Source organism: Aromatoleum sp. (assembly GCF_036675785.1).
Lineage (GTDB): Bacteria > Pseudomonadota > Gammaproteobacteria > Burkholderiales > Rhodocyclaceae > Aromatoleum.
Genome location: NZ_JAKFEF010000053.1, coordinates 20,942 through 43,651 on the forward strand (window position 1 = coordinate 20,942; position 22,710 = coordinate 43,651).

The 22,710-nt window shown below is 67.6% G+C and carries 19 protein-coding genes; 10 read left to right on the forward strand and 9 right to left on the reverse strand.

What is annotated here, in order from left to right; genetic code table 11:
• Nucleotides 1–7: 7 nt before the first annotated feature.
• Nucleotides 8–1,519 (forward strand): acetyl-CoA hydrolase/transferase family protein, encoded by a 1,512-nt coding sequence (locus tag V6M37_RS11270; protein WP_332673294.1) that lies wholly within the window; start codon nt 8–10, stop codon nt 1,517–1,519.
• A gap of 45 nt (nt 1,520–1,564) precedes the next feature.
• Here the strand turns inward: V6M37_RS11270 and V6M37_RS11275 are convergent, their stop codons facing one another.
• The gene (locus V6M37_RS11275) at nt 1,565–3,784 is read right to left on the reverse strand and encodes a putative bifunctional diguanylate cyclase/phosphodiesterase (protein WP_332673296.1); all 2,220 of its coding nucleotides are present in this window, start codon (nt 3,782–3,784) and stop codon (nt 1,565–1,567) included.
• Between the two features lie 1,479 nt (nt 3,785–5,263).
• Here V6M37_RS11275 and V6M37_RS11285 point away from each other — a divergent pair.
• Both V6M37_RS11285 and V6M37_RS11290 read left to right on the forward strand, forming a co-directional pair.
• Entirely contained in the window at nt 5,264–8,251 is a 2,988-nt protein-coding gene (locus V6M37_RS11285; RefSeq protein ID WP_332673299.1) for a putative bifunctional diguanylate cyclase/phosphodiesterase, read from the forward strand.
• Between the two features lie 192 nt (nt 8,252–8,443).
• Nucleotides 8,444–9,871 carry an aldehyde dehydrogenase family protein gene (locus V6M37_RS11290; RefSeq protein WP_332673302.1) on the forward strand — a complete coding sequence of 476 codons (1,428 nt, stop codon included), beginning with the start codon at nt 8,444–8,446 and terminating at the stop codon, nt 9,869–9,871.
• A 55-nt stretch (nt 9,872–9,926) separates the two neighbouring features.
• Here the strand turns inward: V6M37_RS11290 and V6M37_RS11295 are convergent, their stop codons facing one another.
• The 3 genes from V6M37_RS11295 to V6M37_RS11305 form a co-directional block, all read right to left on the reverse strand.
• Nucleotides 9,927–11,402, reverse strand: a complete 1,476-nt coding sequence (locus tag V6M37_RS11295; protein WP_332673304.1) for an inorganic phosphate transporter — start codon at nt 11,400–11,402, stop codon at nt 9,927–9,929.
• A gap of 206 nt (nt 11,403–11,608) precedes the next feature.
• Nucleotides 11,609–12,253: an RluA family pseudouridine synthase gene (locus V6M37_RS11300; RefSeq protein ID WP_332673307.1), complete on the reverse strand. Its 645-nt coding sequence runs from the start codon at nt 12,251–12,253 to the stop codon at nt 11,609–11,611.
• Nucleotides 12,254–12,377: 124 nt separating this feature from the next.
• The gene (locus V6M37_RS11305) at nt 12,378–12,728 is read right to left on the reverse strand and encodes a hypothetical protein (protein ID WP_332673309.1); all 351 of its coding nucleotides are present in this window, start codon (nt 12,726–12,728) and stop codon (nt 12,378–12,380) included.
• A gap of 92 nt (nt 12,729–12,820) precedes the next feature.
• Between V6M37_RS11305 and V6M37_RS11310 the strand changes: the two genes are divergently transcribed.
• The 6 genes from V6M37_RS11310 (at nt 12,821) to V6M37_RS11335 (ending at nt 17,263) form a co-directional block, all read left to right on the forward strand.
• Nucleotides 12,821–13,327 carry an AraC family transcriptional regulator gene (locus V6M37_RS11310; protein WP_332673311.1) on the forward strand — a complete coding sequence of 169 codons (507 nt, stop codon included), beginning with the start codon at nt 12,821–12,823 and terminating at the stop codon, nt 13,325–13,327.
• A 52-nt stretch (nt 13,328–13,379) separates the two neighbouring features.
• Nucleotides 13,380–14,534: an exonuclease domain-containing protein gene (locus V6M37_RS11315; RefSeq protein WP_332673313.1), complete on the forward strand. Its 1,155-nt coding sequence runs from the start codon at nt 13,380–13,382 to the stop codon at nt 14,532–14,534.
• Nucleotides 14,516–14,806, forward strand: coding sequence for a hypothetical protein (locus V6M37_RS11320; RefSeq protein WP_332673315.1), 291 nt, complete (start codon nt 14,516–14,518; stop codon nt 14,804–14,806). The genes V6M37_RS11315 and V6M37_RS11320 overlap by 19 nt, the downstream gene beginning before the upstream one ends.
• A 241-nt stretch (nt 14,807–15,047) precedes the next feature.
• Nucleotides 15,048–15,494, forward strand: coding sequence for a disulfide bond formation protein B (locus V6M37_RS11325; protein WP_332673317.1), 447 nt, complete (start codon nt 15,048–15,050; stop codon nt 15,492–15,494).
• The gene (locus V6M37_RS11330; protein ID WP_332673319.1) at nt 15,491–16,138 is read left to right on the forward strand and encodes a DsbA family protein; all 648 of its coding nucleotides are present in this window, start codon (nt 15,491–15,493) and stop codon (nt 16,136–16,138) included. Before V6M37_RS11325 ends, V6M37_RS11330 begins: the two co-directional genes overlap by 4 nt.
• A gap of 108 nt (nt 16,139–16,246) precedes the next feature.
• Nucleotides 16,247–17,263 carry an asparaginase gene (locus V6M37_RS11335; RefSeq protein ID WP_332673321.1) on the forward strand — a complete coding sequence of 339 codons (1,017 nt, stop codon included), beginning with the start codon at nt 16,247–16,249 and terminating at the stop codon, nt 17,261–17,263.
• Between the two features lie 43 nt (nt 17,264–17,306).
• On the opposite strand, the gene V6M37_RS11340 is transcribed toward V6M37_RS11335, so the two are convergent.
• Both V6M37_RS11340 and V6M37_RS11345 read right to left on the reverse strand, forming a co-directional pair.
• Nucleotides 17,307–18,518 (reverse strand): MFS transporter, encoded by a 1,212-nt coding sequence (locus tag V6M37_RS11340; protein WP_332673323.1) that lies wholly within the window; start codon nt 18,516–18,518, stop codon nt 17,307–17,309.
• A gap of 10 nt (nt 18,519–18,528) precedes the next feature.
• A complete protein-coding gene (locus V6M37_RS11345; protein ID WP_332673325.1) occupies nt 18,529–19,047 on the reverse strand; it encodes a MaoC family dehydratase in 519 nt (172 codons plus the stop codon).
• Nucleotides 19,048–19,153: 106 nt separating this feature from the next.
• On the opposite strand from V6M37_RS11345, the gene V6M37_RS11350 reads away from it, so the two are divergent.
• Nucleotides 19,154–20,071: a LysR family transcriptional regulator gene (locus tag V6M37_RS11350; RefSeq protein ID WP_332673327.1), complete on the forward strand. Its 918-nt coding sequence runs from the start codon at nt 19,154–19,156 to the stop codon at nt 20,069–20,071.
• 3 nt (nt 20,072–20,074) lie between these two features.
• Here V6M37_RS11350 and V6M37_RS11355 read toward each other — a convergent pair whose 3' ends face one another.
• From V6M37_RS11355 to V6M37_RS11365, 3 genes are read right to left on the reverse strand one after another with little or no spacing between them, the layout of a single operon-like run.
• Nucleotides 20,075–20,233: a DUF2474 family protein gene (locus V6M37_RS11355; protein WP_332673329.1), complete on the reverse strand. Its 159-nt coding sequence runs from the start codon at nt 20,231–20,233 to the stop codon at nt 20,075–20,077.
• On the reverse strand, nt 20,233–21,240 hold the full coding sequence (gene cydB / locus V6M37_RS11360; RefSeq protein WP_332673331.1) for a cytochrome d ubiquinol oxidase subunit II: 1,008 nt from the start codon (nt 21,238–21,240) through the stop codon (nt 20,233–20,235). The genes V6M37_RS11355 and cydB overlap by 1 nt, the downstream gene beginning before the upstream one ends.
• Nucleotides 21,241–21,243: 3 nt before the next feature.
• On the reverse strand, nt 21,244–22,671 hold the full coding sequence (locus tag V6M37_RS11365) for a cytochrome ubiquinol oxidase subunit I (RefSeq protein ID WP_332673333.1): 1,428 nt from the start codon (nt 22,669–22,671) through the stop codon (nt 21,244–21,246).
• Nucleotides 22,672–22,710 lie beyond the last annotated feature (39 nt).

Here is a 22,710-nt window from a genome sequence, read left to right on the forward strand (position 1 = left end):
GAACACGATGAGCAAAGAGAATCGAATTCACTGCGCGGCGCTGCGCGATCGCGTCATGTCGGCGGACGCCGCCGCGCGCCTGATCCCGAACGGCGCGAACGTCGGCATGAGCGGCTTCACCGGCGCCGGTTACCCGAAGGCGGTGCCGCAGGCGCTCGCCGCGCGGATCAACGCCGCGAACGCGAGCGGCGAGAAATTCCGCATCGGTGTGTGGACCGGGGCGTCGACCGCGCCCGAGCTCGACGGCGCGCTCGCGAAAGTCGACGGCATCGAGATGCGGCTGCCGTACCAGTCGGACCCGACCTGCCGCGAGCGCATCAACGACGGCCGGATGGAATACATCGATATCCACCTGTCGCACGTCGCGCAGTTCGTCTGGTCCGGCTTCCTCGGCAAGCTCGACGTCGCGGTCGTCGAGGTCGCGGGGATCCTCGAAGACGGCCGGCTGATCCCGTCGTCGTCGGTCGGCAACAACAAGACGTGGCTCGACCAGGCGGACAAGGTCATCCTCGAGGTCAATTCGTGGCAGAGCCCCGACCTCGAAGGCATGCACGATATCTATTACGGCACGCAGCTGCCGCCGAACCGGCAGCCGATTCCGCTCGTCCGCGCGTCGGACCGCATCGGCGAACCCTACCTGCGCTGCGCGGCCGACAAGATCATCGCGGTCGTCGAGACGCACAGCGCGGACCGCAACTCGGCGTTCAGCGCTCCCGATGAAAACTCGCAGCGCATCGCCGGGCACATCCTCGATTTCTTCGCGCACGAAGTGAAGAAGGGGCGCCTGCCGGCGAACCTGCTGCCGCTGCAGTCGGGCGTCGGCAACATCGCGAACGCGGTGATGGCTGGCCTCAACGACGGACCGTTCGACAACCTGACCGCCTACACCGAGGTGCTGCAGGACGGCATGCTCGAGATGATCAAGTCGGGCAAGCTCGCGAGCGCGTCGGCGACCGCGTTCTCGCTCAGCAACGAGGCGCTCGCCGAGCTCACCGCCGACCTCGGCCGCTACCGCGACCGCATCGTGCTGCGCCCGCAGGAGATCAGCAACCACCCCGAAGTCATCCGCCGCCTCGGCGTGATCGCGATGAACGGCATGATCGAGGCCGACATCTACGGCAACGTCAATTCGACGCACGTGATGGGCTCGAAGATCATGAACGGCATCGGCGGCTCCGGCGACTTCGCGCGCAATGCCTACCTGTCGATCTTCATGACGCCGTCGGTCGCGAAGCAGGGCGCGGTGTCGTGCATCGTGCCGATGGTCCCGCACGTCGACCACACCGAGCACGACGTGCAGGTGCTCGTCACCGAGCGCGGCCTCGCGGACCTTCGCGGCCTGTCGCCGAAGCAGCGCGCGAAAGCCGTCATCGAGAACTGCGCGCACCCGGACTTCAAGCCGGCGCTGACCGACTATTACAAGCGGGCGCTCGACCAGTCGCCCGGCCGCCACACGCCGCACCTGCTCGGCGAGGTTTTCGACTGGCACCTGCGGGCGTTGCGCGGCGAGTCGATGTAGCCGCCGCGGCGGGACTTCGTCGCGGCATGCTCCGACTGCAGCCAGCTATTTCGCGGTCAGATCAGCGGTACGCGGCCGCGGACGCGGTGCCGCCGTCGAGGCGATCAGCGCGTAAAACTCTGTCGCGGGCATGGCACGACCAAAGAGATAGCCCTGGGCCGACTGGCACCCTTGGTCGAGGAGAAACCTGCGTTGTTCGGGGGTTTCGACCCCCTCGGCCAATAGCGAGAGGCGCATACTGCGGGCCATTGCGATGATCGCCTGAACGATCGCGGTGTCGTCACCGTCATTCGGAATGCCGCGAATGAATGAACGGTCGATCTTGATGGCGTCGATCGGAAAGCGTTTCAGATAGGACAGGGACGAGTAGCCGGTTCCGAAGTCGTCGATCGCGAGCGAGATGCCGTGGTCGCGCAGGCTCGCAAGGACCGCAGCGCTGCCATCGGCGTCGGCCATCGCAACGCTCTCCGTGATCTCCAGCTCGAGCTGAGATGCGTGGGCGCCCGTCTCGGCGAGGATCGCGGTGAGTTTCGCGACAAGGTCGCGCTGTCGAAACTGGTGGGCCGGCAGATTCACTCCCACCTTCAAATCGGGCCGCCCGGCCTCGCGCCACCGCGCGCTCTCGCGGCAGGCCGCGCGGAGCACCTGCTCGCCCAGTGGCACGATCAACCCGGTCTCCTCGGCCACCGAAATGAACTCCGCGGGCAACACGATGCCCCGCACGGGATGCAGCCACCGCACCAGGGCTTCCGCGCCGATCAGTGCGCCGCTGGCGAGGTCAACCTGCGGCTGGTAGTGAACTTCCAGTTCGCCCGCCACCAGGGCCCGCCGCAGCTCGCTTTCGACCGTCAAGCGGCGGCGCGCGTGGTGGTCCATTTCGGAAGCATAAAAGCAGTACCCGTTGCGTCCGTATTCCTTGGCGCGATACATCGCGATGTCGGCGTGCTTGAGCAGCGTTTCCGGATCGGTTCCGTCACGGGGCGCGAGGGCAACGCCGATGCTCGCGGACAGCGGCAGCTCGAGGCCGCCGACGCGGACGTTTTCGGCGAGTCGGTCGCGAAGCTTTCCTGCGAGCCGCGCCACATCCTCGGCGCTCGACAGATCTTCCAGCAAAACAGCGAATTCGTCGCCGCCCAGTCGCGCCACCGTGTCACCTTCGCGCAGGCAACCGGAGAGGCGGCTGGCAACCTCCCGGATGAGACCGTCGCCGACCGCGTGTCCGTAGCTATCGTTAACCAGTTTGAAGCGGTCCAGATCGAGAAACAGCACGGCGTTCAGCCCTCCGCGGCTGCGCGCGACAGCGTGGCTGATCCGGTCGTGCAGCAGGCTGCGATTCGGCAGACCGGTCAGCACGTCGTGGCTGGCCTGATGCATCAAGGTCTCGGCCCGCGTGCGATCCGTGACGTCGTTCAGCACGCCGATGAAATGGGTGACGTTGCCGGATTCATTCTCGACCGGCGCGAGAAAGAGCTCCACCCATTGCTGCTGGCCGTTGTCCCGTATCAGGTTGAGCACCGTGTAGCCTTCGGTGCCGCGGCTGATCGCCTGGCAGACATCGGCATAGGCATTGCAAACCTCGCCCGCCTCATCGTCACGACAGATGCAGGCTTTGCCCAGGGCGCTGCCTGGCGCGAACCCGAGAATGCGTTCGAACGCAGGATTCACGTAGATAAGCGGGTATTCGGGGAGCGTCGCGTTCGCAATGAATATGCCGTTGACGCTGGATTCGATGGCGCGATCCCGCAGGGCGATGCTGCGCTTGTCGGCATGAATGTAAGTATCGAGCGTCAGGCATAGATCGAAGACGACGACCTTGAGTAGCGCGTCGCAGGTGCCGAGGAAGCTGTCGCGATCTCCGTCGGCCTGGTCCCAGAGCGCCGGCAGCATGTCGGCCAGATATTTCCGAAAGGCGCCCACGTACCATTTCGGCTCGAGTCCGATCTGTGCATGCACCAGTCCGACCTTGAGGCGTCGCTGGACATAGTCTGCACCGTAGTCGCCCTCGGTCAGCTCGGCAAAGTAGCGATCATGAGCAGCCTTGAGCCGGATTACCGATTTCTCGTCGTCGAGCAGCGCTGCGAGCGGGGAATAGCGTCGCAGGTAATCGTAAAGGCCATCTGAAAAACCGCTGCGGGCCTCGGCAATCCTTTCATGAACTGCTCGCAGCCGCGCCACGTCGGTTTCGTCGAAATCGAGGAATCGTTTGCGCTCGGCAATTTCAGCCGCGTCTATCCTCAATTCGAGCTTGCAGTCCTCGTCGGTCATCAATGAGTCGTCCCGAGGGCGTCGACGGCCGCTTCGCCCGCAAAAAGGAATCTTCGATAAGTCTCGAACAGCATTGTTTCTTCTTCGCGAACGGAAGGGGAATCGATAATGGCCGAGAAAATTACTCGGCTATTAAATGTCGAACCTTGATTTGGCTCAAATGCCGCAGGGGCCCGTTTGCAGAGCAAAAAGGTGATTTGAACCTGCTAAAAACCGGCATGAGCGCTGTGAGTGGGCGATGCCTGTATCGAGTTCCTGCCCGCCCTTACCGTTCGCGCTGATCTCGAACGAAGCAGTCCTGCCGAATAGTGCGGATGCTTCCCGCTCGCGTTGCCTGAATTCGGATCCGGAAAGTGTCAAGCCTGGAACACCTGAACGCTGAACGTTCAAATGAACGTTCATTCGGTGATTTGGATTGATCCTGATTGGCATACGAAGGCGTGTTGTTTCAATGACCTAAGTGACATGGCACATCTCTCGCTAACGCCTTGGGTGGTCGAAGCCGTCAATTAATTGCGGTCCGTCGGAAAAGGCAGCGCGCGTCAACACAGAAATACTTTCCCGCGACCTGGCATTTCTTTTCACGTTTCGTCATTTGCATCCTGTCGATGAGGTCCGGCTGTAAATCCCGGCAATTTCACACTTGATATTGAAGATTGAAATGCAGAAATTCACGAAGAACATTGCCATTACTCTGATTGCTGCCTTGAGCACTTCGTTTGCAGCCGCCGTAACGTCGAAATTGGCCGCGAACGGCACCGAGCGGACTCACTCCCGCCAGGGCCTGCCAAGATCGATTACATCGTCGCCAACCATGCCGAGATTGACCAGAGCGGCGTCGAAGCGCCGATGCTGCACCGAGTCGACACCTATGTCGCCGGAGACGCCGTGCTATTCAGCAACCACGTTTTCGGTCAGCACTATGCCCGCGAACAAATGTTCAATGAGCTTGTGGGTCAATAGGAACCGCGCGCCGTGTGCCTCAAGTATCGCAGCAGCACTCTTGCACTGTTCGGCGCACGCGTGACCGAAGGTCCCGTACGTCGACCACGCGGAGCACGACGTGCAGGTGCTCGTCACGCAACGCGGTCTTGCGGACCTCCGCGGCCTCTCCCGAAGCAGCGCGCGAAGGCCGTCATCGACAACTGCGCGCACCCGGACCTCAAGCCGGCGCTGGACCGGTCGCCCGGCCGGCACACGCCGCACCGGCTCGGCGAGGTCTTCGACTGGCACCTGCGGGCGTTGCGCGGCGAATCGATGTAGCAGTTTCCGTTTTGGCTTCCGGCCAGGCCGTTTGCGGTTCGGCCTCCAGTCCTGGGCGGCCAGGGCGCATATTGCGGGCCGCCGGCGTTGCCTTTCGCGCCTCTGCGCCCGGCCGGTCCTCGGTCGAACACCTCCTTGCATCGAAAGGTGTGGCGGACCGCCGCGATTGCTCGCGGAATGAGAGAATGTCGGGAAAAGGACAATGCGGCCCCCGACATGAACGAGGACAACGCGAGCGCTCCCCTGGCCGCGGCATGCGAACGTGCCGCGCGCTGTTGTGCGCTCGCCTCGCTCACGCTGGGCTTGGCCGTCCTTTCGGGATGGGCGTTCGAAGTCGACGCGCTGAAGACCTTGCTGCCGCCCTGGGTGGCGATGAAGCCCAATACCGCGCTCGGCTTCATCCTGGCGGGAATTTCGCTCACTGCCGCCGACAAGAGCGCCGACGTGCGGGCGTGGCGCGTCGCGAGCCGGCTTTCGGCGGCGGCTCTGACGCTGCTCGCGCTGCTGACGTTGGGCCAGTACGTCCTCTCCGCCGATTTCGGCATCGACCGAATGCTGTTCGACGCGCCATTCGAGCCGCGCAGCGGCGGCCCGGCCGCGCGGATGCCACTGGCGGCTGCGCTCGCTTTCGCGTTTTTCGGCGTGGCGCTGCTGATGCTCGACCGTCCCCGCGCGCGCTTCGAGTCGCAGGCGGCCGCGCTCGGCGGCGGGCTGTTCGGTGTCCTCGCGATCCTCGGGTACGCCTATGACGTCTATCCGCTGTACGGCCTCGGGCTTTATTCAAACGTTGCGTTCCCCACGGCGGTCGGGCTGGTGCTGATCAACGTCGGCGTGTTCCTCGTCCGTCCGCGGCACGGCCTGATGGTGACCGTGACGAGCGACACACTGGGCGGGCTGATGGCGCGGCGCCTGCTGCCGGTCGCCTTCATCGCACCGTTCCTGATCGGGTGGGCGCGCCTGCTCGGCGAGCGCGGGGGGCATTTCGAGTCGGATTTCGGCGTCGCCCTCGTGTCGGTCGTCTACGTCGTGCTGTTCGGTGCCTTGATCTGGCGCACTGCCGAGGTGCTGCGCGAAAGCGAGACGCGGCGGACCGCGATCGATCGTGCGCGGCGCGAGCAGCAAGCCCAACTGACCGGGATCATCGAATCGGCGATGGACGCGATCGTGATGATCGACGGCGAGCAGCGGATCGTGCTGTTCAACCCCGCTGCGGAGCGCATGTTCGGCTACGACGCGCGGGACGTGCTCGAGAAATGGCTCGGCGTGCTGTTGCCGCAGCGGGTCAGGGCGCGCTACATCGAGCATCTGCAGGCTTTCGACGCGTCGGACACGCCGAACCGTCACGGGCCCGGGACGATCACCGGGCTGCGGGCGAACGGGGAGGAGTTCCCGATCGAGGCGTCGATCTCGCAGCTCGAAGCGAACGGCCGGAAGTTTTTCACGGTGATCCTGCGGGACGTCACCGACCAGCGGCAGATCGACGCGGACCTGCGCATTGCGGCAGCGGCGTTCGAGGCCCATGTCGGCATCATCGTTTGCGACCCGAACAACACGATCCTCAGGGTCAACCGGGCCTTCACCGAGGAAACCGGCTACACCGCCGCGGAAGTCGTGGGCCAAACGCCGCGAATTCTCAAATCCGGCCGGCATGACGCGGCTTTCTACGCGGCAATGTGGGATAGCGTGGCGCGCACCGGCGTATGGCAGGGGGAACTCTGGGATCGCCGCAAGAACGGCGAAATCTACCCGAAGTGGCTGACGATCACCGCGGTGAAAGGCGATGACGGATCGGTCACGCACTACGTCGGGACGCAGACGGACATTAGCGACCGCAAGGCCGCCGAGGAAGAAATACGGTATTTCGCGTTCTACGACCCGCTGACGCACCTGCCGAACCGCCGGCTGCTGCTCGATCGCTTGCACCAGGCGCTCGCGGGGAACTCGCGCACCCGGCGCCGCAGCGCGCTGCTCTTCATCGATCTCGACAATTTCAAGTCGCTCAACGATACGCTCGGTCACAACAAGGGCGACCAGCTGCTGCAACTGGTCGCCGGCCGGCTGCTCGAATGCGTGCGCGACGGGGACACGGTTGCCCGGCTCGGGGGCGACGAATTCGTCGTGATGCTCGACAATCTCAGCGACGGGCTGAGCGAAGCGGCGGGTCAGGCGGAAATCGTCGCCGAAAAGATCCGCGCCGCCCTCGACAAACCGTACACGCTCGACGGCCGCGAGCACCGCAGTACGCCGAGTATCGGCGTGACGCTGTTCGGAGCGGAACACGTCTCGATCGACAGCCTGCTGCAGCAGGCCGACCTCGCGATGTATCAGGCCAAGGGCGCCGGCCGCAACGCGGTGCGCTTCTTCGACCCGGCAATGCAGGCGGCCGTCGCTGCGCATGTCGCGCTCGAAACCGATCTGCGCGACGCGCTGCGCGTCGGCCAGTTCGTCCTGCACTTCCAGGCGCAAGTCGACGACGGGGGCGGGCTGACCGGCGCCGAAGCGCTCGTGCGCTGGCTGCATCCCGAGCGCGGCCTCGTGTTCCCCAACGAATTCATCCCGTTGTGCGAGGAGACGGGATTGATCCTGCCGCTGGGTCGCTGGGTCCTCGAACGCGCGTGTGTTCAGCTCGCCGCGTGGGCGGAGCACCCCGCGACCGAACACCTCACGCTCGCGGTGAACGTCAGCGCGCAACAGTTGCAACAGGACGATTTCGTCGAACAGGTGCTCGCGATCATCGAGGGGGCGGGGGTCGCTCCGGCGAAGCTCAAGCTGGAACTCACCGAAAGCCAGCTGATGAGCGACGTCGAGGACACGATTGCGAAACTGACGCGCCTCAGAGCGCATGGTGTGAGCTTCGCGCTCGACGACTTCGGGACCGGCTACTCGTCGCTGTCGTACCTGAAGCGTCTGCTGCCGGACAAGCTGAAGATCGACCGCTCGTTCGTCCGGGATGTGCTGACCGACCCGAACGACGCGGCGATCGCGAAAACTGTCGTCGCGCTCGCGCAGAGCCTCGGCCTGAAAGTCATCGCGGAAGGTGTCGAATGCGAGGCGCAACGCGCCTTCCTGGAGGAGATCGGCTGTCGCGCGTATCAGGGCTATCTGTTCAGCAGGCCGGTGCCGCTCGAAGAATTCGAGCAACTGTTGGGTCGCGACGGGACCGCGCCGGTCGAAGGCGGGAAATCCGCGCCGGCTCGCGGTTAATCCGGCAACCGATACCGTTCGGGCTGAGCCCTTCGACAAGCTCGGGGCGAACGGTACCTGTTTCATTGCCCGGTTCACAGCCGGCGGGATCGTTGTGCGCCGGCGCAGGGAGCCGTCGCCGGCGGGCCGCGCGTCACCGAGCATGGTCACCAGCTATAGTCGACGGGTTTCCCGACAGCCGAGGAATTTCCCATGACCATCGTTCGCGACAAGATCTTTATCGGCGGCCAGTGGGTCGCGCCGCAGGGCAGCGGCTTCATCGACGTCATCGACCCAAGCGACGCGTCGATCTACGCGCGTGTGCCCGAAGGCGCGCCGGCGGACGCCGAAGCTGCGATCGCGGCTGCGCGCGACGCGTTCGACGGCTGGTCGCGCGCGTCGCCGGTGGAACGCGCCGACTGCCTCGAGCGCATCGCCGAAGGCTTCCGGGCGCGCAGCGACGATCTCGCGCTCGCGATCGCGCACGAAGTCGGCATGCCGCTGAAGCTGGCCGCACGCGTGCAGGTCGGCGGGCCGCTGGGGAGCTGGCGGCACTACGCGCAGCTCGCGCGCGAGTTCGAATGGGAAGCGCGGGTCGGCAATTCGCTCGTCGTGCGCGAGCCGGTCGGCGTCGTCGGCGCGATCACGCCGTGGAACTTCCCGCTGAACCAGATCACGCTGAAGGTCGCGCCGGCGCTTGCCGCCGGCTGCACGGTCGTGCTCAAGCCGTCGGAAGTCGCGCCGATCAACGCGTTCATCCTCGCCGAGATTATTGCGGAAGCGGGCGTGCCGGCCGGCGTGTTCAACCTCGTGACCGGCTACGGTCCGGTCGTCGGCGAAGTGCTCGCGTCGGACCCGCGCGTCGACATGGTGTCCTTCACCGGCTCGACGCGCGCCGGCAAGCGGGTGGCCGAACTCGCCGCGGCGACCGTCAAGAAGGTCGCGCTCGAACTCGGCGGCAAGTCCGCTTCCGTCGTCCTCGACGACGCGGATCTCGCGGCGGCGGTGAAGGGCACCGTGTCGAACTGCCTGCTGAATTCGGGCCAGACGTGCTCCGCGCAGACGCGGATGATCGTGCCGCGCGCGAAGCTCGACGACGCGGCGCGCCTCGCCGCCGCGGCTGCGTCGTCGTTCCGGGTCGGTCCGGCACTCGCTGAAGACAGCCGCCTCGGTCCGCTGGTATCGGCCGCGCAGCGCGACCGTGTCGTCGGCTACATCCGGCGCGGCGTCGGGGAGGGCGCCAGGGTCGTCGCCGGGGGCGCCGATGCCGCGCCGGCGGGTGAAGGCTTTTTCGTCGCGCCGACAGTGCTCGTCGTCGATGACGCGAAGGCGACGATCGCGCAGGAGGAAGTGTTCGGGCCGGTACTCGTGATCCTGCCGCACGACGGCGACGACGATGCGGTGGCGATCGCGAACGACTCGATCTACGGCCTCGGTGGCGGGGTCTGGGCGGGCAGCGACGAGCACGGCCTTGCGGTCGCGCGCCGCATCCGCACCGGCCAGGTCGACGTCAACGGCGCGCCATGGAACCCGCTCGCGCCGTTCGGCGGCTACCGCCAGTCGGGGCTCGGCCGCGAGAACGGCGTCTACGGACTCGAAGAGTTCCTCGAGTACAAGGCGATCCAGTTGCGGGCGGGCTGAACGTCCCGCCGCTGCCGGGGACGGCTCGCGCCCGTCCCCGGCGGACGAATCCCGCTCAGGAAATGAAGCTGCGGTAAGCCAGCCAGTACAGGCCCGCCGCCAGGAGCATCGACGCGGGCAGCGTCAGCACCCACGCGAGCAGGATGTTGCCGACCGTGCGGCTTTGCAGGCCGCTGCGGTTCGCGGCCATCGTCCCCGCGACGCCCGACGACAGCACGTGCGTCGTCGACACCGGCAACGAGTACACGTTGGCAAGGCCGATCGCCATCGCGGCGGTGATCTGCGCGCTCATCCCCTGCGAATAGGTCATGCCCTGTTTGCCGATCTTCTCGCCGACGGTGAGGACGACGCGCTTCCAGCCGATCATCGTTCCGAAGCCGAGCGCCAGCGCGACCGCGAGCACGACCCAGAACGGCGCGTATTCCGTCGTCGAGGTGAGGTCCTTGCGCAGGCGGGCGAGGTCCTTCTTCTCGGTGTCGGGCAGGTAGGCGAGCTTCGAGACCTTGCGCGCGGTGTCGTCGAGGCACAGCAGGTAGCGACGCACCGCGATGCGTGCCGGATGGGCGAGGTCGTCGTAACTCTGGACGCCCTCGAGGTCGCGCCGCAGCGCCGCGATCGTGATCTCGGTCTGCTGCGGATCGCAACGGAACTTCGTTGGCAGATCTGTCCCGTTCGACTTGCCGAGCGCGAGGTAGCCCGACAGCGACGCGGTGTTGCGCTGGTAGAACTCGCCGAGGTGGCCCGCCGCGTCGTGGGTGCGGCTGATGTCGTACGAGGTGCTGTTCAGATTCACGACGAAGTGCGCCGGCACGATCCCGATCAGCACCAGCATGATCAGCCCGATACCTTTCTGGCCGTCGTTCGAACCATGGACGAAGCTCACGCCCATCGCCGACAGTACCAGGATCAGCCGGCTCCAGAAGGGCGGATGCTTCTTGCCGACCTCGCCCATGCGGAACTCGGGGGTGCGATGCATCGACGAATGCGGTTTCTTCCATTTCAGCGCGATCAGGATCAGCCCGGCGACGACGAAGCCGGCGATCGGCGATGCGATCAGCGAGATCCCGATATCGATCGCCTTCTGCCAGTTCACGCCTTCGGCGAGCGCGATGTCGGTGATCATCGCGTTCGCGAGGCCGACGCCGAGGATCGAGCCAATCAGCGTGTGCGAGCTCGACGCGGGGATCCCGAAGTACCAGGTGCCGAGGTTCCACGCGATCGCCGCCGTCAGCAGCGAGAACACCATCGCCAGCCCGCGCCCGGTCTCGACGTCGATCAGCAGTTCGACGGGCAGCAGATGCACGACCGCGTACGCGACGCCGACGCCCCCGAGCAGTACCCCGAGAAAATTGAAGACGCCCGATGCGATCACCGCGAGGTAGGGCGGCATCGCGCGCGTGTAGATCACCGTGGCGACCGCGTTGGCCGTGTCGTGAAAGCCGTTGATGAACTCGAAGGCCAGCACGAACGCCAGCGCAAGGACGAGACTGGCGAGGAGCCAGGGGTCGAGGGTGCCAAATAGTTGAATCATCTGCACGGCTTCGCAGTCGCGGCCGGTGACGGAAATCGGCTCTTCCGCACCCGGGACCCCGACTGACGGCCGATATCCTGAAATCGAGACGGGGCGGATTCTCTCAGATCGGCGACGCGAACTGAAACATTTCGTGCGGTGCAGCGTGGCGCAGTTACCACGCGGTTTCGTGATGGACCGGCTGGGTCCGGGGACAGCGACGGGGGTCAGAACGGCACCGGGCTCTCGAAGCTCGCCGGGACCCGGGTGTCCGGATGGATGAACGCGATGCCGGCCGCGTGCAGGTGCATGCGCGGCTCGCGCGCGGCGCTTTCGGGTGGCGCGTAGAGCGGATCGCCGAGGATCGCATGCCCGATCGACACGAGATGCACCCGCAACTGATGCGAGCGGCCGGTGACCGGCTTCAGCTCGACGCGCGAGACCGCGTCCGCTCCCGAGCCGCTGCGCGCGATGACGCGGTAGCGGGTGAGCGCGCGGCGGCCGTGCAACGGATCGACGATCTGCCGCGGCCGGTTTTCCACGTCCGGGCCGAGCGGCAGGTCGATCTCGCCGGCGTCGTCGGCGACATGGCCCTGCACCAGCGCGACGTAGCGCTTGCCGACGACGCGTTGCTCGAACGCGAGGCTCATCCGCCGCAGCATCTCCGGGCCGCGCGCAAGCAGGACCAGCCCCGACGTCGCCATGTCGAGGCGGTGCACGATCAGCGCGTCGCGATACAGCGCCTGGACGCGGCTCGCGAGGCAGTCCTGCCGTTCGTCCCCGCGCGCGGGCACGGAAAGCAGGCCGGCCGGCTTGTCGGCGACGATCAGCGCGTCGTCTGCATGGAGGATTGCGGGTTCGAGGGATGGCATGGGAGCAGGGGGGACTGTCGGCGGGGGTCGGAAAGTCCCGCGTTCATAGCAGGAATCGCCGCCCAAGACAAACGGAACCGGGTGCGGCGGGCAGAGACCGCGCGGCCTTGCCCGCCGTCCGGTCTCAGTGCCGGACGAGCACCGTTTCGAGGTATTCCCCCGGAACCACCAGCGAGTCCGGGCCGCCGACGTTGCGGGATTCGAGCAGCCGCATCAGGTCCGCGTGGAGCCGGCTCTGCCCGTCGGCGTCGAGCGCGGCAAACGCCTTGTGCGTCGGGCCGTAGAAGCGGCGGAAGATCTCGATCCAGTGGGCCGGGGAGCGGTAGCGGAAGTTGTAGAGGCGGCGCGCAGCGGATCGCTTCGGCCTGCGGGCCGAACAGCGCGACGACGTAGCTTTCGTCGCCCCAGCGCAACGGCGACGCCACGCCGGCGGGCGGCGGAACGTAACTGCCGACGAGGCGGAACAGTTCGCCAATGAAGCCTTCCGGCGTCCACGCCGCGAGGCCGATGCGCCCGCCGGGACGCACGACGCGCAGCAGCTCGGCGGCCGTGCGCCGGTGACCGGGCGTGAACATCGCGCCGAAGGTCGACAGCGCGACGTCGAAGCCGATGCCGGTCGCCTATCACCGCGGCGTCCGCGAACCCGGGGCGACGGCGCCCGTCGCGGATGCGCCCACGATCCTCGTCTGCGGCTTCGTCGGTTCCGATGCGCGGCCGTTCAACCCGCTGATTGCGGCCTTGCCGCGCCTGCTGCATCTTCCGTCCGCCGCCGCGGGCGGCTGGATCGCGCGCGTCATCGATCAGGCGGCGCAGGAGTCGACGGAGCAGCGCGCCGGCGCCGACGCGGTGCTCGAACGGCTCGCAGAGATGATGTTCGTCCTCGCGAACTGGCGGATTCAGCTCGGGGCGGGGCTGCTGCGCGACACCCGGCGGACGGTGGCGTCGATCGCGCAGGACGTCGGCTACGAGTCGGAGGCCGCGTTCTCGCGCGCCTTCAAGCGCCTGGTCGGCGCGCCGCCCGCGACGTGGCGCCGCAGGATGTCGAATCCCCCCGGCGGCGTCGCGGCGGCCTGATCGCCGATAGAATGGGCGGCCCCTGTTACCGCCCACGCCCGTCGGGCCCCCGATGATTCCCGCTTTCCTCCACCCCCGTGGCCTTGCGTTCGTCGATATCGAGACGACCGGCGCGACGTCGTCGCGCGACTCGATCACCGAAATCGGCATCGTCGAGGTCGACGAGGACGGCGTGCGCGAATGGTCGAGCCTGGTGCGGCCGGACAACCCGATCCCGGACTACATCGAGCGGCTGACCGGGATCTCGAACGAGATGGTCGCCGACGCGCCGCGCTTCGCCGAGCTCGCCGACGCGGTGTTCGACCGGTTGCACGACCGCATCTTCATCGCGCACAACGCGCGCTTCGACCACGGCTTCATCCGCGCCGCGTTCCGGCGGCTCGGCGTCGACTTTCGGCCGAAGGTGCTGTGCACCGTGCGCCTGTCGCGCCGGCTGTATCCGGACGAGCGGCGCCACAACCTCGACGCGCTGATCGCACGGCACGGCCTCGAAATCGACGCGCGCCACCGCGGGCTCGGCGACGCGCAGGCGCTGTGGCAGTTCTGGCAGCGCGTGCATCGGCAGTTCGGCGCGGCGCGCGTCGAGACGGTGCTGCGCGACCTGCTCGGCCGGCCGACGCTGCCGCCGCATCTCGACGCGGACCTCATCGACGCGATTCCCGACTCGCCCGGGGTCTGTCTCTTCTACGGCGACAACGACCTGCCGCTCTACGTCGGCAAGAGCAAGACGCTGCGCACGCGAGTGCTGTCGCATTTCGGCGCCGATCACCGCGACAGCCGCGAGATGACGCTGTCGCAGCAGGTGCGCCGCATCGACTGGATCGTGACCGCCGGCGAGATCGGCGCGCTGCTGAAGGAAGCCGAACTCGTCAAGACACTGCTGCCGACGATGAACCGCAAATTGCGGCGCAGTCGCGAGCTGTGCAGCTGGCAGTTGCAGCTGCAGGCGGACGGCGGCTGGCGGCCGGAGCTCGTGTATGCGGACGACCTCGACGTCGGGCGGCAGGAGCATCTCTACGGCCTGTTCCGCACCCGCCGCGCCGCGGTCGCGAAGCTGCGCGCGATCGCCGCCGAGCAGCAGCTTTGCCCGCCGCTGCTCGGGCTCGAAAAGCCCGACCCGGCGGGGCGCTGCTTCACGCACCAGCTTCGCCGCTGCAAGGGGCGTGCGCCGGCGGCGAGCCGCGCGGCATGCACGGCGCGCGGCTGATGCTCGCGCTGCGCGATCTGCGCGTCGAACATTGGCCGTATCGGGGCGCGGTCGGCATCCGCGAGGGCGACGCGATGCACGTCGTCGACAGCTGGTGCTACCTCGGCACCGCGTCGAGCGACGAGGAACTGCACGCGATCCTCGACGCGGGCCGGCCGAGCTTCGAACTTGACGCGTACCGCATCCTCGTGAAGGCGATGCGCCGCGCGAAGCTCGTCGACCTGCACGAGTTCGCCGCGGTGCGCGCCAGCGCCGAACCGGACGCCGCCTGACCTGCCCCTTCCCTTCGTTCGGCGGAACTCGATTTCGGTCTTCTTGCTGATGAGCAAATAGCCCCCTGACGTGCCGGTTCGCTCCGTTCCGAGGAACAAACATGTGCCGAAAACAGCCGCGCCGGGCGCTTGCGGGCGGGTATAGTTGCGCCCCGTAGCGGACCGTCCTCCCGACCCGTCGGGCGCGAGGCGGGGCGCGCGCCGATCGAAAATGTTTGTCGAATCCGACCCGAACCCGCAGATGAGCACTTCCCCCGCCGCGCGCGAGCGCGAGTCTTCCGCCTGGATGCTGGCTTTCGCCGCCTGGCTCGTCGCGATGGCGTCGACGCTCGGGGCGCTGTTCTTCGGCGAGGTCATGAAGCTGCCGACCTGCGTGCTGTGCTGGTACCAGCGCATCTTCATGTTCCCGCTCGCGCTGATCCTGCCGGTCGGGCTGTTCCCGTTCGACCGCAAGCTCGTCCGATACGCGCTGCCGCTGGCGGTCGTCGGTGGGCTGATCGCAGTGTTCCACCAGCTCCTCGTCGCCGGCGTGATCCCCGAGGAGATCCGCCCCTGCACGCAGGGCGTGCCGTGTTCCCAGACCGTCATCGAGTGGTTCGGCTTCGTCACGATCCCGCTGCTGTCGGTCGCCGCTTTCTCAATCGTCATCGCGCTGCTGGTCGCGGTGCATCTCCGGAGCTCCAAATGAAGGAAAAGACGCTGTTTCTCGGCGCCGCCGCCATCCTGCTGCTCGTCTTCGTCGTCGCGACGATGACCTACAACACGGGTACCGCCGAGCAGTCGGCGCGGGTCGTCGAGCAGAACCGCGACCGCCTCGTGCGCATGCATTCGCCGACGCTCGGCAACGCGCAGGCGAAAGTGCAGATCGTCGAGTTCCTCGATCCGGCGTGCGAGACCTGCCGCAGCTTCTATCCGTTCGTCAAGGAAATGATGGCCGCGAACCCCGAGGACATCCGCCTCGTCGTCCGCTACGCGCCGTTCCACGACGGCTCCGAAGCGGTCGTCGCGGTGCTCGAAGCGGCGCGCAAGCAGGGCAAGTTCTGGCCGACGCTCGAAGCGCTGTTCGCGACGCAGGAACACTGGGCGCCGGCCCACGCGCCGCAGGTCGATCTCGTCTGGCCGCAGCTCGAAGGGCTCGGGCTCGATCTCGACCGGCTGCGCGCCGACATGGTCGCGCCGGAAATCGGGCGCGTGATCGGGCAGGATCTCGCCGACGCGGAAGCGCTGAACGTCACGAAAACGCCGGAGTTTTTCGTGAACGGTGAGCCGCTGCCGCGTTTCGGCTACGAGCCGCTGAAGGCGATGGTCGACGCGGCGCTCGCGGTGCGCTGAAGCGGGAGCGGACAGCAGCGGGTTTTCTATCATTGGGGGAAACCGATTTCCCCTTGCGGCCGGTGATCGCGTCACTCAGGGGATTTCTTCCTCGGACAGGGCTCGCCGATGAACGACCATCCCGGATTGCCTTCGCATGTTCCGCTTGTCGTCGCGACGCGCGGCGGCTTCGTCGAATCGGTGCATTACGGCTCCATCGCCGTGGTCGATGCGAGGGGCGCGCTGCTCGCGGGGGTCGGCGACGCGGCATTCCCGGTGTTCACGCGCTCGACGCTGAAGCCCTTCCAGGCGCTGCCGTTCGTCTCGGACGGCGGGCCGGCGCGGTTCGGGTTTTCGGCCGAGCAGGTCGCGCTGATGTGCGCGAGCCATTCGGGCGAGCCGCGGCAGGTCGTTGCTGTCGCGGATATGCTCGCGCGAGCCGGGTGCGACGAACGCAAGCTCGGGTGCGGGATGCATCCGCCGCTGTTCTTCGGCGCGACGCACACGCCGGTTCCGCCCGACCTCGCGCCGACGCCGCTGCACCACAACTGCTCCGGCAAGCACGCGGGGTTTCTCGCCTGGTGCCGACTGCACGCGGAGCCGCTCGACGGCTATCTCGACCCCGTCCATCCGCTGCAGCGGGCGATCCGCCGGTCGCTCGCGGCACTCCTCGAGTGTGACGAGGGCGAGCTCGTCGCCGGGACGGATGGCTGCAGTGCACCGAATTACGCCATGCCGCTCGCGCGGCTCGCCGGCGGCTATGCCCGCCTCGTCTCGGAAGGTCGGCGCGGCGCGGGGCCACTCGGCGTCATCTTCCGCGCGATGACGGAGCACCCGGACATGGTGTCGGGGGAGAGCCGCGGCGATCTGCTGTTCGCGCAGGCAGGCCGAGGCGACTGGCTCGCGAAGGCAGGGGCAGAAGGCGTGCAGGCGATCGGCGTCGCGAGCCGCGGGATCGGCATCGCGGTGAAGATCGCCGACGGCGGCGCGCGGGCGGTACGCGTCGCGACCCTCTCGGCCCTCGCGCAGCTCGGGCTGCTGCCGCCCGACGCGGCGGCGTTGCTGCGCGCGTGGGGCGACGACGAGATCCGCAACTACGCCGGCATCGTGACCGGCCGCCTCGTGCCCGTGTTCACTCTCGATTGAATCTGCTCGACCGGTCCGGTCGTTGCGGCCCGCCGATGTCGCGTCAGGTCGCGAGCGCGACGCGTTGCGGCGGCGCTTCGCGGATCGGCAGATTGACGACCGCGGCGAGCGCGGCGAGCGCGATGTCCGCGTACCACATCCACGAGAAGTCGCCGAACTCCATGAACGCGAGGCCGCCGAGCCACGCGCCGAGGAAGCCGCCGATCTGGTGCGACAGCAGCGTCAGCCCGAACAGCGTGCCGAGGTAGCGGATGCCGAAGAGCTTGCCGACGATCGCGGCGGTCGGCGGCACGGTCGCGAGCCACGTGAGGCCGAGGCCGGCGGCGAACAGGTAGAAGGTCAGCGCGGTCTTCGGCGCGAGCAGATACACCGCGACGAGCAGCGCGCGCGAGCCGTACATCACCGCGAGAATGTACTTGCTCGAATAGCGCGACACCGCGGCGCCGGCGATCAGGCTGCCGACGATGTTCGACAGGCCGATGATCGCCAGCGACCAGCTCGCGACGCCAGCGGGCAGGCCGCACAGATCGACCTCGCTCGGCAGGTGCGTGACGAGAAACGCGATGTGGAAGCCGCAGGTGAAGAAGCCCGCGTGCAGCAGCAGGTAGCTGCGGTCGCCCATCGCGCGGCGCACCGCGCTCCAGACGCCGCCGTCGTCGTGCGCCTTCGGCGCCTCGTAGCCCTTCGGCGCGAGCACGCGCACGAGCGGCAACGCTGCGAGCGTCATCACCGCGAGCGACCACATCGCGCCCATCCAGCCTATCGACTGGATCAGCTTCTGCAGCACCGGCGCGAACACGAACTGCCCGAACGAGCCGCCGGCATTGATGACGCCGGACGCGGAGCCGCGCGCGGAGAGCGGTAGGCGCTGCGCCGCGGCGCCGATCAGCACCGAGAAGCTGCCTGCGCCGGAGCCGATCGCCGACAGCAGGCCGAGCGAGACGACGAGGCCGAAGCCCGACGTCATCCACGGCGTCAGCGCGCTGCCGATCGCGAGCACGACCAGTCCGCCGACGAGCACCTTGCCGGGGCCGTGGCGATCCGCGACCGCGCCGGCGAGCGGCTGGATCGCGCCCCACATGAACTGGCCGACCGCGAGCGCGAAGCTGATCGTCGCGATGCCGAGGCCGGTCGAGGTGTTCAGCGGTGACACGAAGAGGCCGAGCGACTGCCGGGCGCCCATCGTCACCATCAGGATGCCGGCGGCGGCGAGCGTGACGACCATGACGTCGCGGGAACCGAGCGAACGCAGCACGGCGGGCTCCTCAGCAGGCACCGGCCGGGCGCGACGCCGCGGCGCGGTTTGGAACATCGTCGGCGGCCTGCGGCTGCCGGCGCGGGACGATGAGCTTCGAGGTCATCCGCTGCCGGACCTCGCCGTGCTGGTTCAGCGTTTCGCTGCGCAGCGTGACGATGCCGCGGTCCGGTTTCGACCGCGACGGTGCGATCTCGACGATTTCGCTGACGACGCGCAGTACGTCGCCAGGCCGCGTCGGTCGCGGCCATGCGACTTCGGCGCCGGCGCCGATCACACCCCCCGCGAACGGCGCGCGTTCGCCGACGATGAGCCGCATCGTGAGCGCGGCGGTATGCCAGCCGCTCGCGGCAAGCCCGCCGAACAGCGATTCGCGGGCGCTCTCAACGTCGAGATGGAAGGGTTGGGGATCGAAGTGGCGCGCGAATTCGAAGATCTGGGCTTCGTCGATCACGTGCTCGGCGCTCGTGAAGCGCTGGCCGACCGACAGGTCGTCGAGGTACAGCGGCGCGTGGTTCTGCGGGGACACGTTCTTTTCTCCGTTTTCGGTGTGCTGACGGGCTCGTACTATAGTTGCCGCAAGAGAAACAAACGAGCGGCTTTTTGTCGCTTCACTGTCAATGAGATGTTGACGAATGGGCTGGCTCGCAACCTGGGAAGCGTTCGTGAAAACCGTCGAGCTTGGTAGCATGGCCGCGGCCGCGCGCCGGCTCGACTGCTCGCGCGCTCAGGTCAGCAAGCAGCTCGCCGAACTCGAAGCCGCGTTCGGCGTGCGGCTCGTCGAGCGCACGACGCGCAAGCTGCACCTGACGCCGGCCGGCGAAGTGTTCTTCCAGCAGGCGCTGCGCGTGCTCGCGCAGTTGAAGGAGACCGAGCTCGCGGTGCAGCACGTCGTCGACACGCCGACCGGGATCCTGCGGATCACCGCGTCGATCGCATTCGGCCGGCTGCACATCGCGCCGCTGCTGCCGCGCTTCGCGGTCGACTATCCGCAGGTGCAGTGCGAGCTCGTGCTGACCGACCGCGCGCTCGATCTCGTCGACGAGAGGTTCGACCTCGCGCTGCGACTCACCGATGCGCCGCCGGACAACGCGGTGGCGCGCAAGCTCGCGGTCATCGAGCGGCGCATCTGCGCGAGCCCGGCCTATCTCGGGCGCCGCGGCGTGCCACGTACGCCCGACGAACTCGCGCATCACGACTGCTTCGCGTATTCAGGCGCGCGGACCGAGAGCGACTGGACCTTGCGCAGCCCGTCCGGCGCGCTTGCGACGGTGCCGGTGCGGGGCAAGTTCCAGATCAGCCACCTCGACGGCATCCTCGACGCGGTGCTCGGGGGGCACGGCCTCGCGATCCTGCCGACCTACGTCTGCGGCGCGCAGCTCGCGCGCGGCGAGCTCGTCGCGGTGCTCGCCGACCACGAGCCGGTGACGAGCTTCGGGCGTCACGTGTATGCGACCTACCCGGCGAGCCGCGTCCATCTGCCGAAGCTGCGCGTCTTCCTCGACGCGCTCGAGCGCGCCTTCACGCCGGTGCCGCCGTGGGAGCGGGCGTGACGCTCATGCGGCGAGTCCCGCCCAGCGCGCGAGAAGTCGCAAGAGCAGCGTGACCGCGCCGAGCGTGACAACGCCGGCGGCCCAGAGGCCCGCAAGCCAGCCGAGCCGCTTCGCCCAAGCCCCCGCAGCCGGCTGCCGCGCGGCGTTCCCGTCGTCCGGCATCAGTGATAGCCCTGAGTCTCGTCGACCTTGCCGCGGAACACGTAGTAGCCCCACGCGGTGTACATCAGGATCAGCGGGATGATCAGCAGCGCGCCGACGAGCGTGAAGCCCATGCTCTGTGCCGGCCCTGCCGCGTCGCGGATCGTGATGTCGGGCGGGATGATGTTGGGCCACAGGCTGATGCCGAGCCCGCTGTAGCCGAGGAAGACGAGGAACAGCGTCAGCACGAACGGTCCGCCGTGCGCTTCGCCTTGCAGCCGCCGCAGCAGCTCCCACACCGTCAGCACGACGAGGACCGGCACCGGCGCGAACCACAGCATGTTCGGCATCGAGAACCAGCGCGCCGCGATGTTCGGGAGGGCGAGCGGCGTCCAGATGCTGATGACCGCGATCACCGCGAGCAGCGTCAGCGTCAGCGGCCGCGCGAGCGCGAACATCCGCGCCTGCAGCGGCCCCTGCGTCTTGTAGATCAGCCAGGTGCAGCCGAGCAGCGCGAAGGTGACGACGAGGCCGGCGCCGACGAACACCGAGAACGGCGTCAGCCAGTCGAACGCGCCGCCGGCGTACGCGCGGTCGGTGACCGCGATACCCTGGATGAAGCCGCCGAGCGTGACGCCCTGGAAGAACGTCGCCGCCAGCGAGCCGCCGATGAAAGCCTTGTCCCACCAGTGCCGGTGATGCTCATCGGCCTTGAAGCGAAACTCGAACGCGACGCCGCGGAAGATCAGCCCGAGCAGCATCAGGATCAGCGGCAGGTAGAACGCCGACAGCACGACCGCGTACGCGAGCGGGAAGGCGGCGAGCAGCCCGGCGCCGCCAAGCACGAGCCAGGTCTCGTTGCCGTCCCACACCGGCGCGACGGTGTTCATCATCACGTCGCGGTCGGTCTTGTCGGGCAGAAAGGGGTACAGCAGGCCGATGCCGAGATCGAATCCGTCCATGATCACGTACATCATCACGCCGAACAGGATGATCACGGCCCAGATCAGCGGAAGGTCGATGCCCATTGCCTAGCCTCCGATGCGGACGGCGTCGCCATCCGGGTCCGGCGCGGCGGACAGCGGCCGGGCCGGCGTGCGCGGCTGGCCGGGCCCGCCCGGCACCGGCTCCTCGCCCTCGTGCGTCACCGGCCCCTGCGCGAGGAGCCGCAGCAGGTAGACCAGCCCGGCGCCGAACACGACCGTATAGACGACGACGAACAGCGCGAGCGTCGTGCCGAGCTGCCCGGCGCCGTGGGCCGACACGCCGTCGGCGGTGCGCATCAGCCCGTAGACGACCCACGGCTGGCGGCCGACCTCGGTCGTGAACCAGCCGGCGAGCATCGCGATGAGGCCGGCAGGGCCCATCCAAAGCGCGAAGTTCAGCAGCGGTCGCGAGCGGAACAGCGTGCCGCGCCACCGCGCCCACGCCGCCCACGCGCCGAGCGCGATCATCAGCACGCCGAGCCCGACCATGATGCGGAAGGTCCAGAACACGACCGTCGAGTTCGGCCGGTCCTCGGGCGGAAATTCCTTCAGGCCGGGAAACTGGCCGTCGAGCGAATGCGTGAGGATCAGGCTGCCGAGGCGCGGGATTTCGACCGCGAAGCGCGTCTCCTCGCGCGCCATGTCCGGCCAGCCGAAGACCGTCAGCGGCACGCCGTCGCCGGGCTTGTTCTCCCAGTGCCCTTCCATCGCGGCGATCTTCGCCGGCTGGTGCTCGAGCGTGTTGAGGCCGTGGAAGTCGCCGACGACGGCCTGCAGCGGCGCGACGAGCAGCAGCATCCACATCGCCATCGACAGCATCTTGCGGATCGCGCGGCTGTCGCGGTCCCGCAGCAGATGCCACGCCCCGGTCGCGCCGACGATCAGCGCCGTCGCGAGGAAGGCCGCGATCCCCATATGCACGAGGCGGTACGGGAACGACGGGTTCAGGATCACCGCGAGCCAGTCGACCGGCACGACGCGCCCGTCGATGATCTCGTAGCCCGTCGGCGTCTGCATCCAGCTGTTCGACGCGAGGATCCACGTCATCGACATCAGCGTGCCGGCGGCAACCATCACCGTCGACAGGAAGTGCAGCCCGGGCCCGACCTTGTTCCAGCCGAACAGCATCACGCCGAGAAAGCCGGCTTCGAGGAAGAACGCCGTCAGCACTTCGTACGCGAGCAGCGGTCCGGTGACCCCGCCCGCGAAGTCGGAGAAGTAGCTCCAGTTCGTCCCGAACTGATAGGCCATGACGATGCCGGAGACGACGCCCATGCCGAAGTTGAGCGCGAACACTTTCGACCAGAAGTGGTAGAGATCGCGGAACATCCCGTCGCCGGAGCGCAGCCAGCGCGCTTCGAGCACGACCAGGTAGCTCGCGAGCCCGATCGTGATCGCCGGGAACACGATGTGGAACGAGATCGTGAAGGCGAACTGGATGCGGGCGAGAAGCAGCGCGTCGAAATCCCACACGGGAGAACCCTCCGTTGCTGGCGATCGGAGCGTGATGCG

What these genes read in the sequence shown, in the direction of transcription:
- V6M37_RS11270 (WP_332673294.1), top strand. Translation starts at nt 8, where the DNA reads ATGAGCAAAGAGAATCGAATTCACTGCGCGGCGCTGCGCGATCGCGTC.
- V6M37_RS11275 (WP_332673296.1), bottom strand. Translation starts at nt 3,784, where the DNA reads ATGACCGACGAGGACTGCAAGCTCGAATTGAGGATAGACGCGGCTGAA.
- V6M37_RS11285 (WP_332673299.1), top strand. Translation starts at nt 5,264, where the DNA reads ATGAACGAGGACAACGCGAGCGCTCCCCTGGCCGCGGCATGCGAACGT.
- V6M37_RS11290 (WP_332673302.1), top strand. Translation starts at nt 8,444, where the DNA reads ATGACCATCGTTCGCGACAAGATCTTTATCGGCGGCCAGTGGGTCGCG.
- V6M37_RS11295 (WP_332673304.1), bottom strand. Translation starts at nt 11,402, where the DNA reads ATGATTCAACTATTTGGCACCCTCGACCCCTGGCTCCTCGCCAGTCTC.
- V6M37_RS11300 (WP_332673307.1), bottom strand. Translation starts at nt 12,253, where the DNA reads ATGCCATCCCTCGAACCCGCAATCCTCCATGCAGACGACGCGCTGATC.
- V6M37_RS11315 (WP_332673313.1), top strand. Translation starts at nt 13,380, where the DNA reads ATGATTCCCGCTTTCCTCCACCCCCGTGGCCTTGCGTTCGTCGATATC.
- V6M37_RS11320 (WP_332673315.1), top strand. Translation starts at nt 14,516, where the DNA reads ATGCACGGCGCGCGGCTGATGCTCGCGCTGCGCGATCTGCGCGTCGAA.
- V6M37_RS11325 (WP_332673317.1), top strand. Translation starts at nt 15,048, where the DNA reads ATGAGCACTTCCCCCGCCGCGCGCGAGCGCGAGTCTTCCGCCTGGATG.
- V6M37_RS11330 (WP_332673319.1), top strand. Translation starts at nt 15,491, where the DNA reads ATGAAGGAAAAGACGCTGTTTCTCGGCGCCGCCGCCATCCTGCTGCTC.
- V6M37_RS11335 (WP_332673321.1), top strand. Translation starts at nt 16,247, where the DNA reads ATGAACGACCATCCCGGATTGCCTTCGCATGTTCCGCTTGTCGTCGCG.
- V6M37_RS11350 (WP_332673327.1), top strand. Translation starts at nt 19,154, where the DNA reads ATGGGCTGGCTCGCAACCTGGGAAGCGTTCGTGAAAACCGTCGAGCTT.
- V6M37_RS11355 (WP_332673329.1), bottom strand. Translation starts at nt 20,233, where the DNA reads ATGCCGGACGACGGGAACGCCGCGCGGCAGCCGGCTGCGGGGGCTTGG.
- cydB (WP_332673331.1), bottom strand. Translation starts at nt 21,240, where the DNA reads ATGGGCATCGACCTTCCGCTGATCTGGGCCGTGATCATCCTGTTCGGC.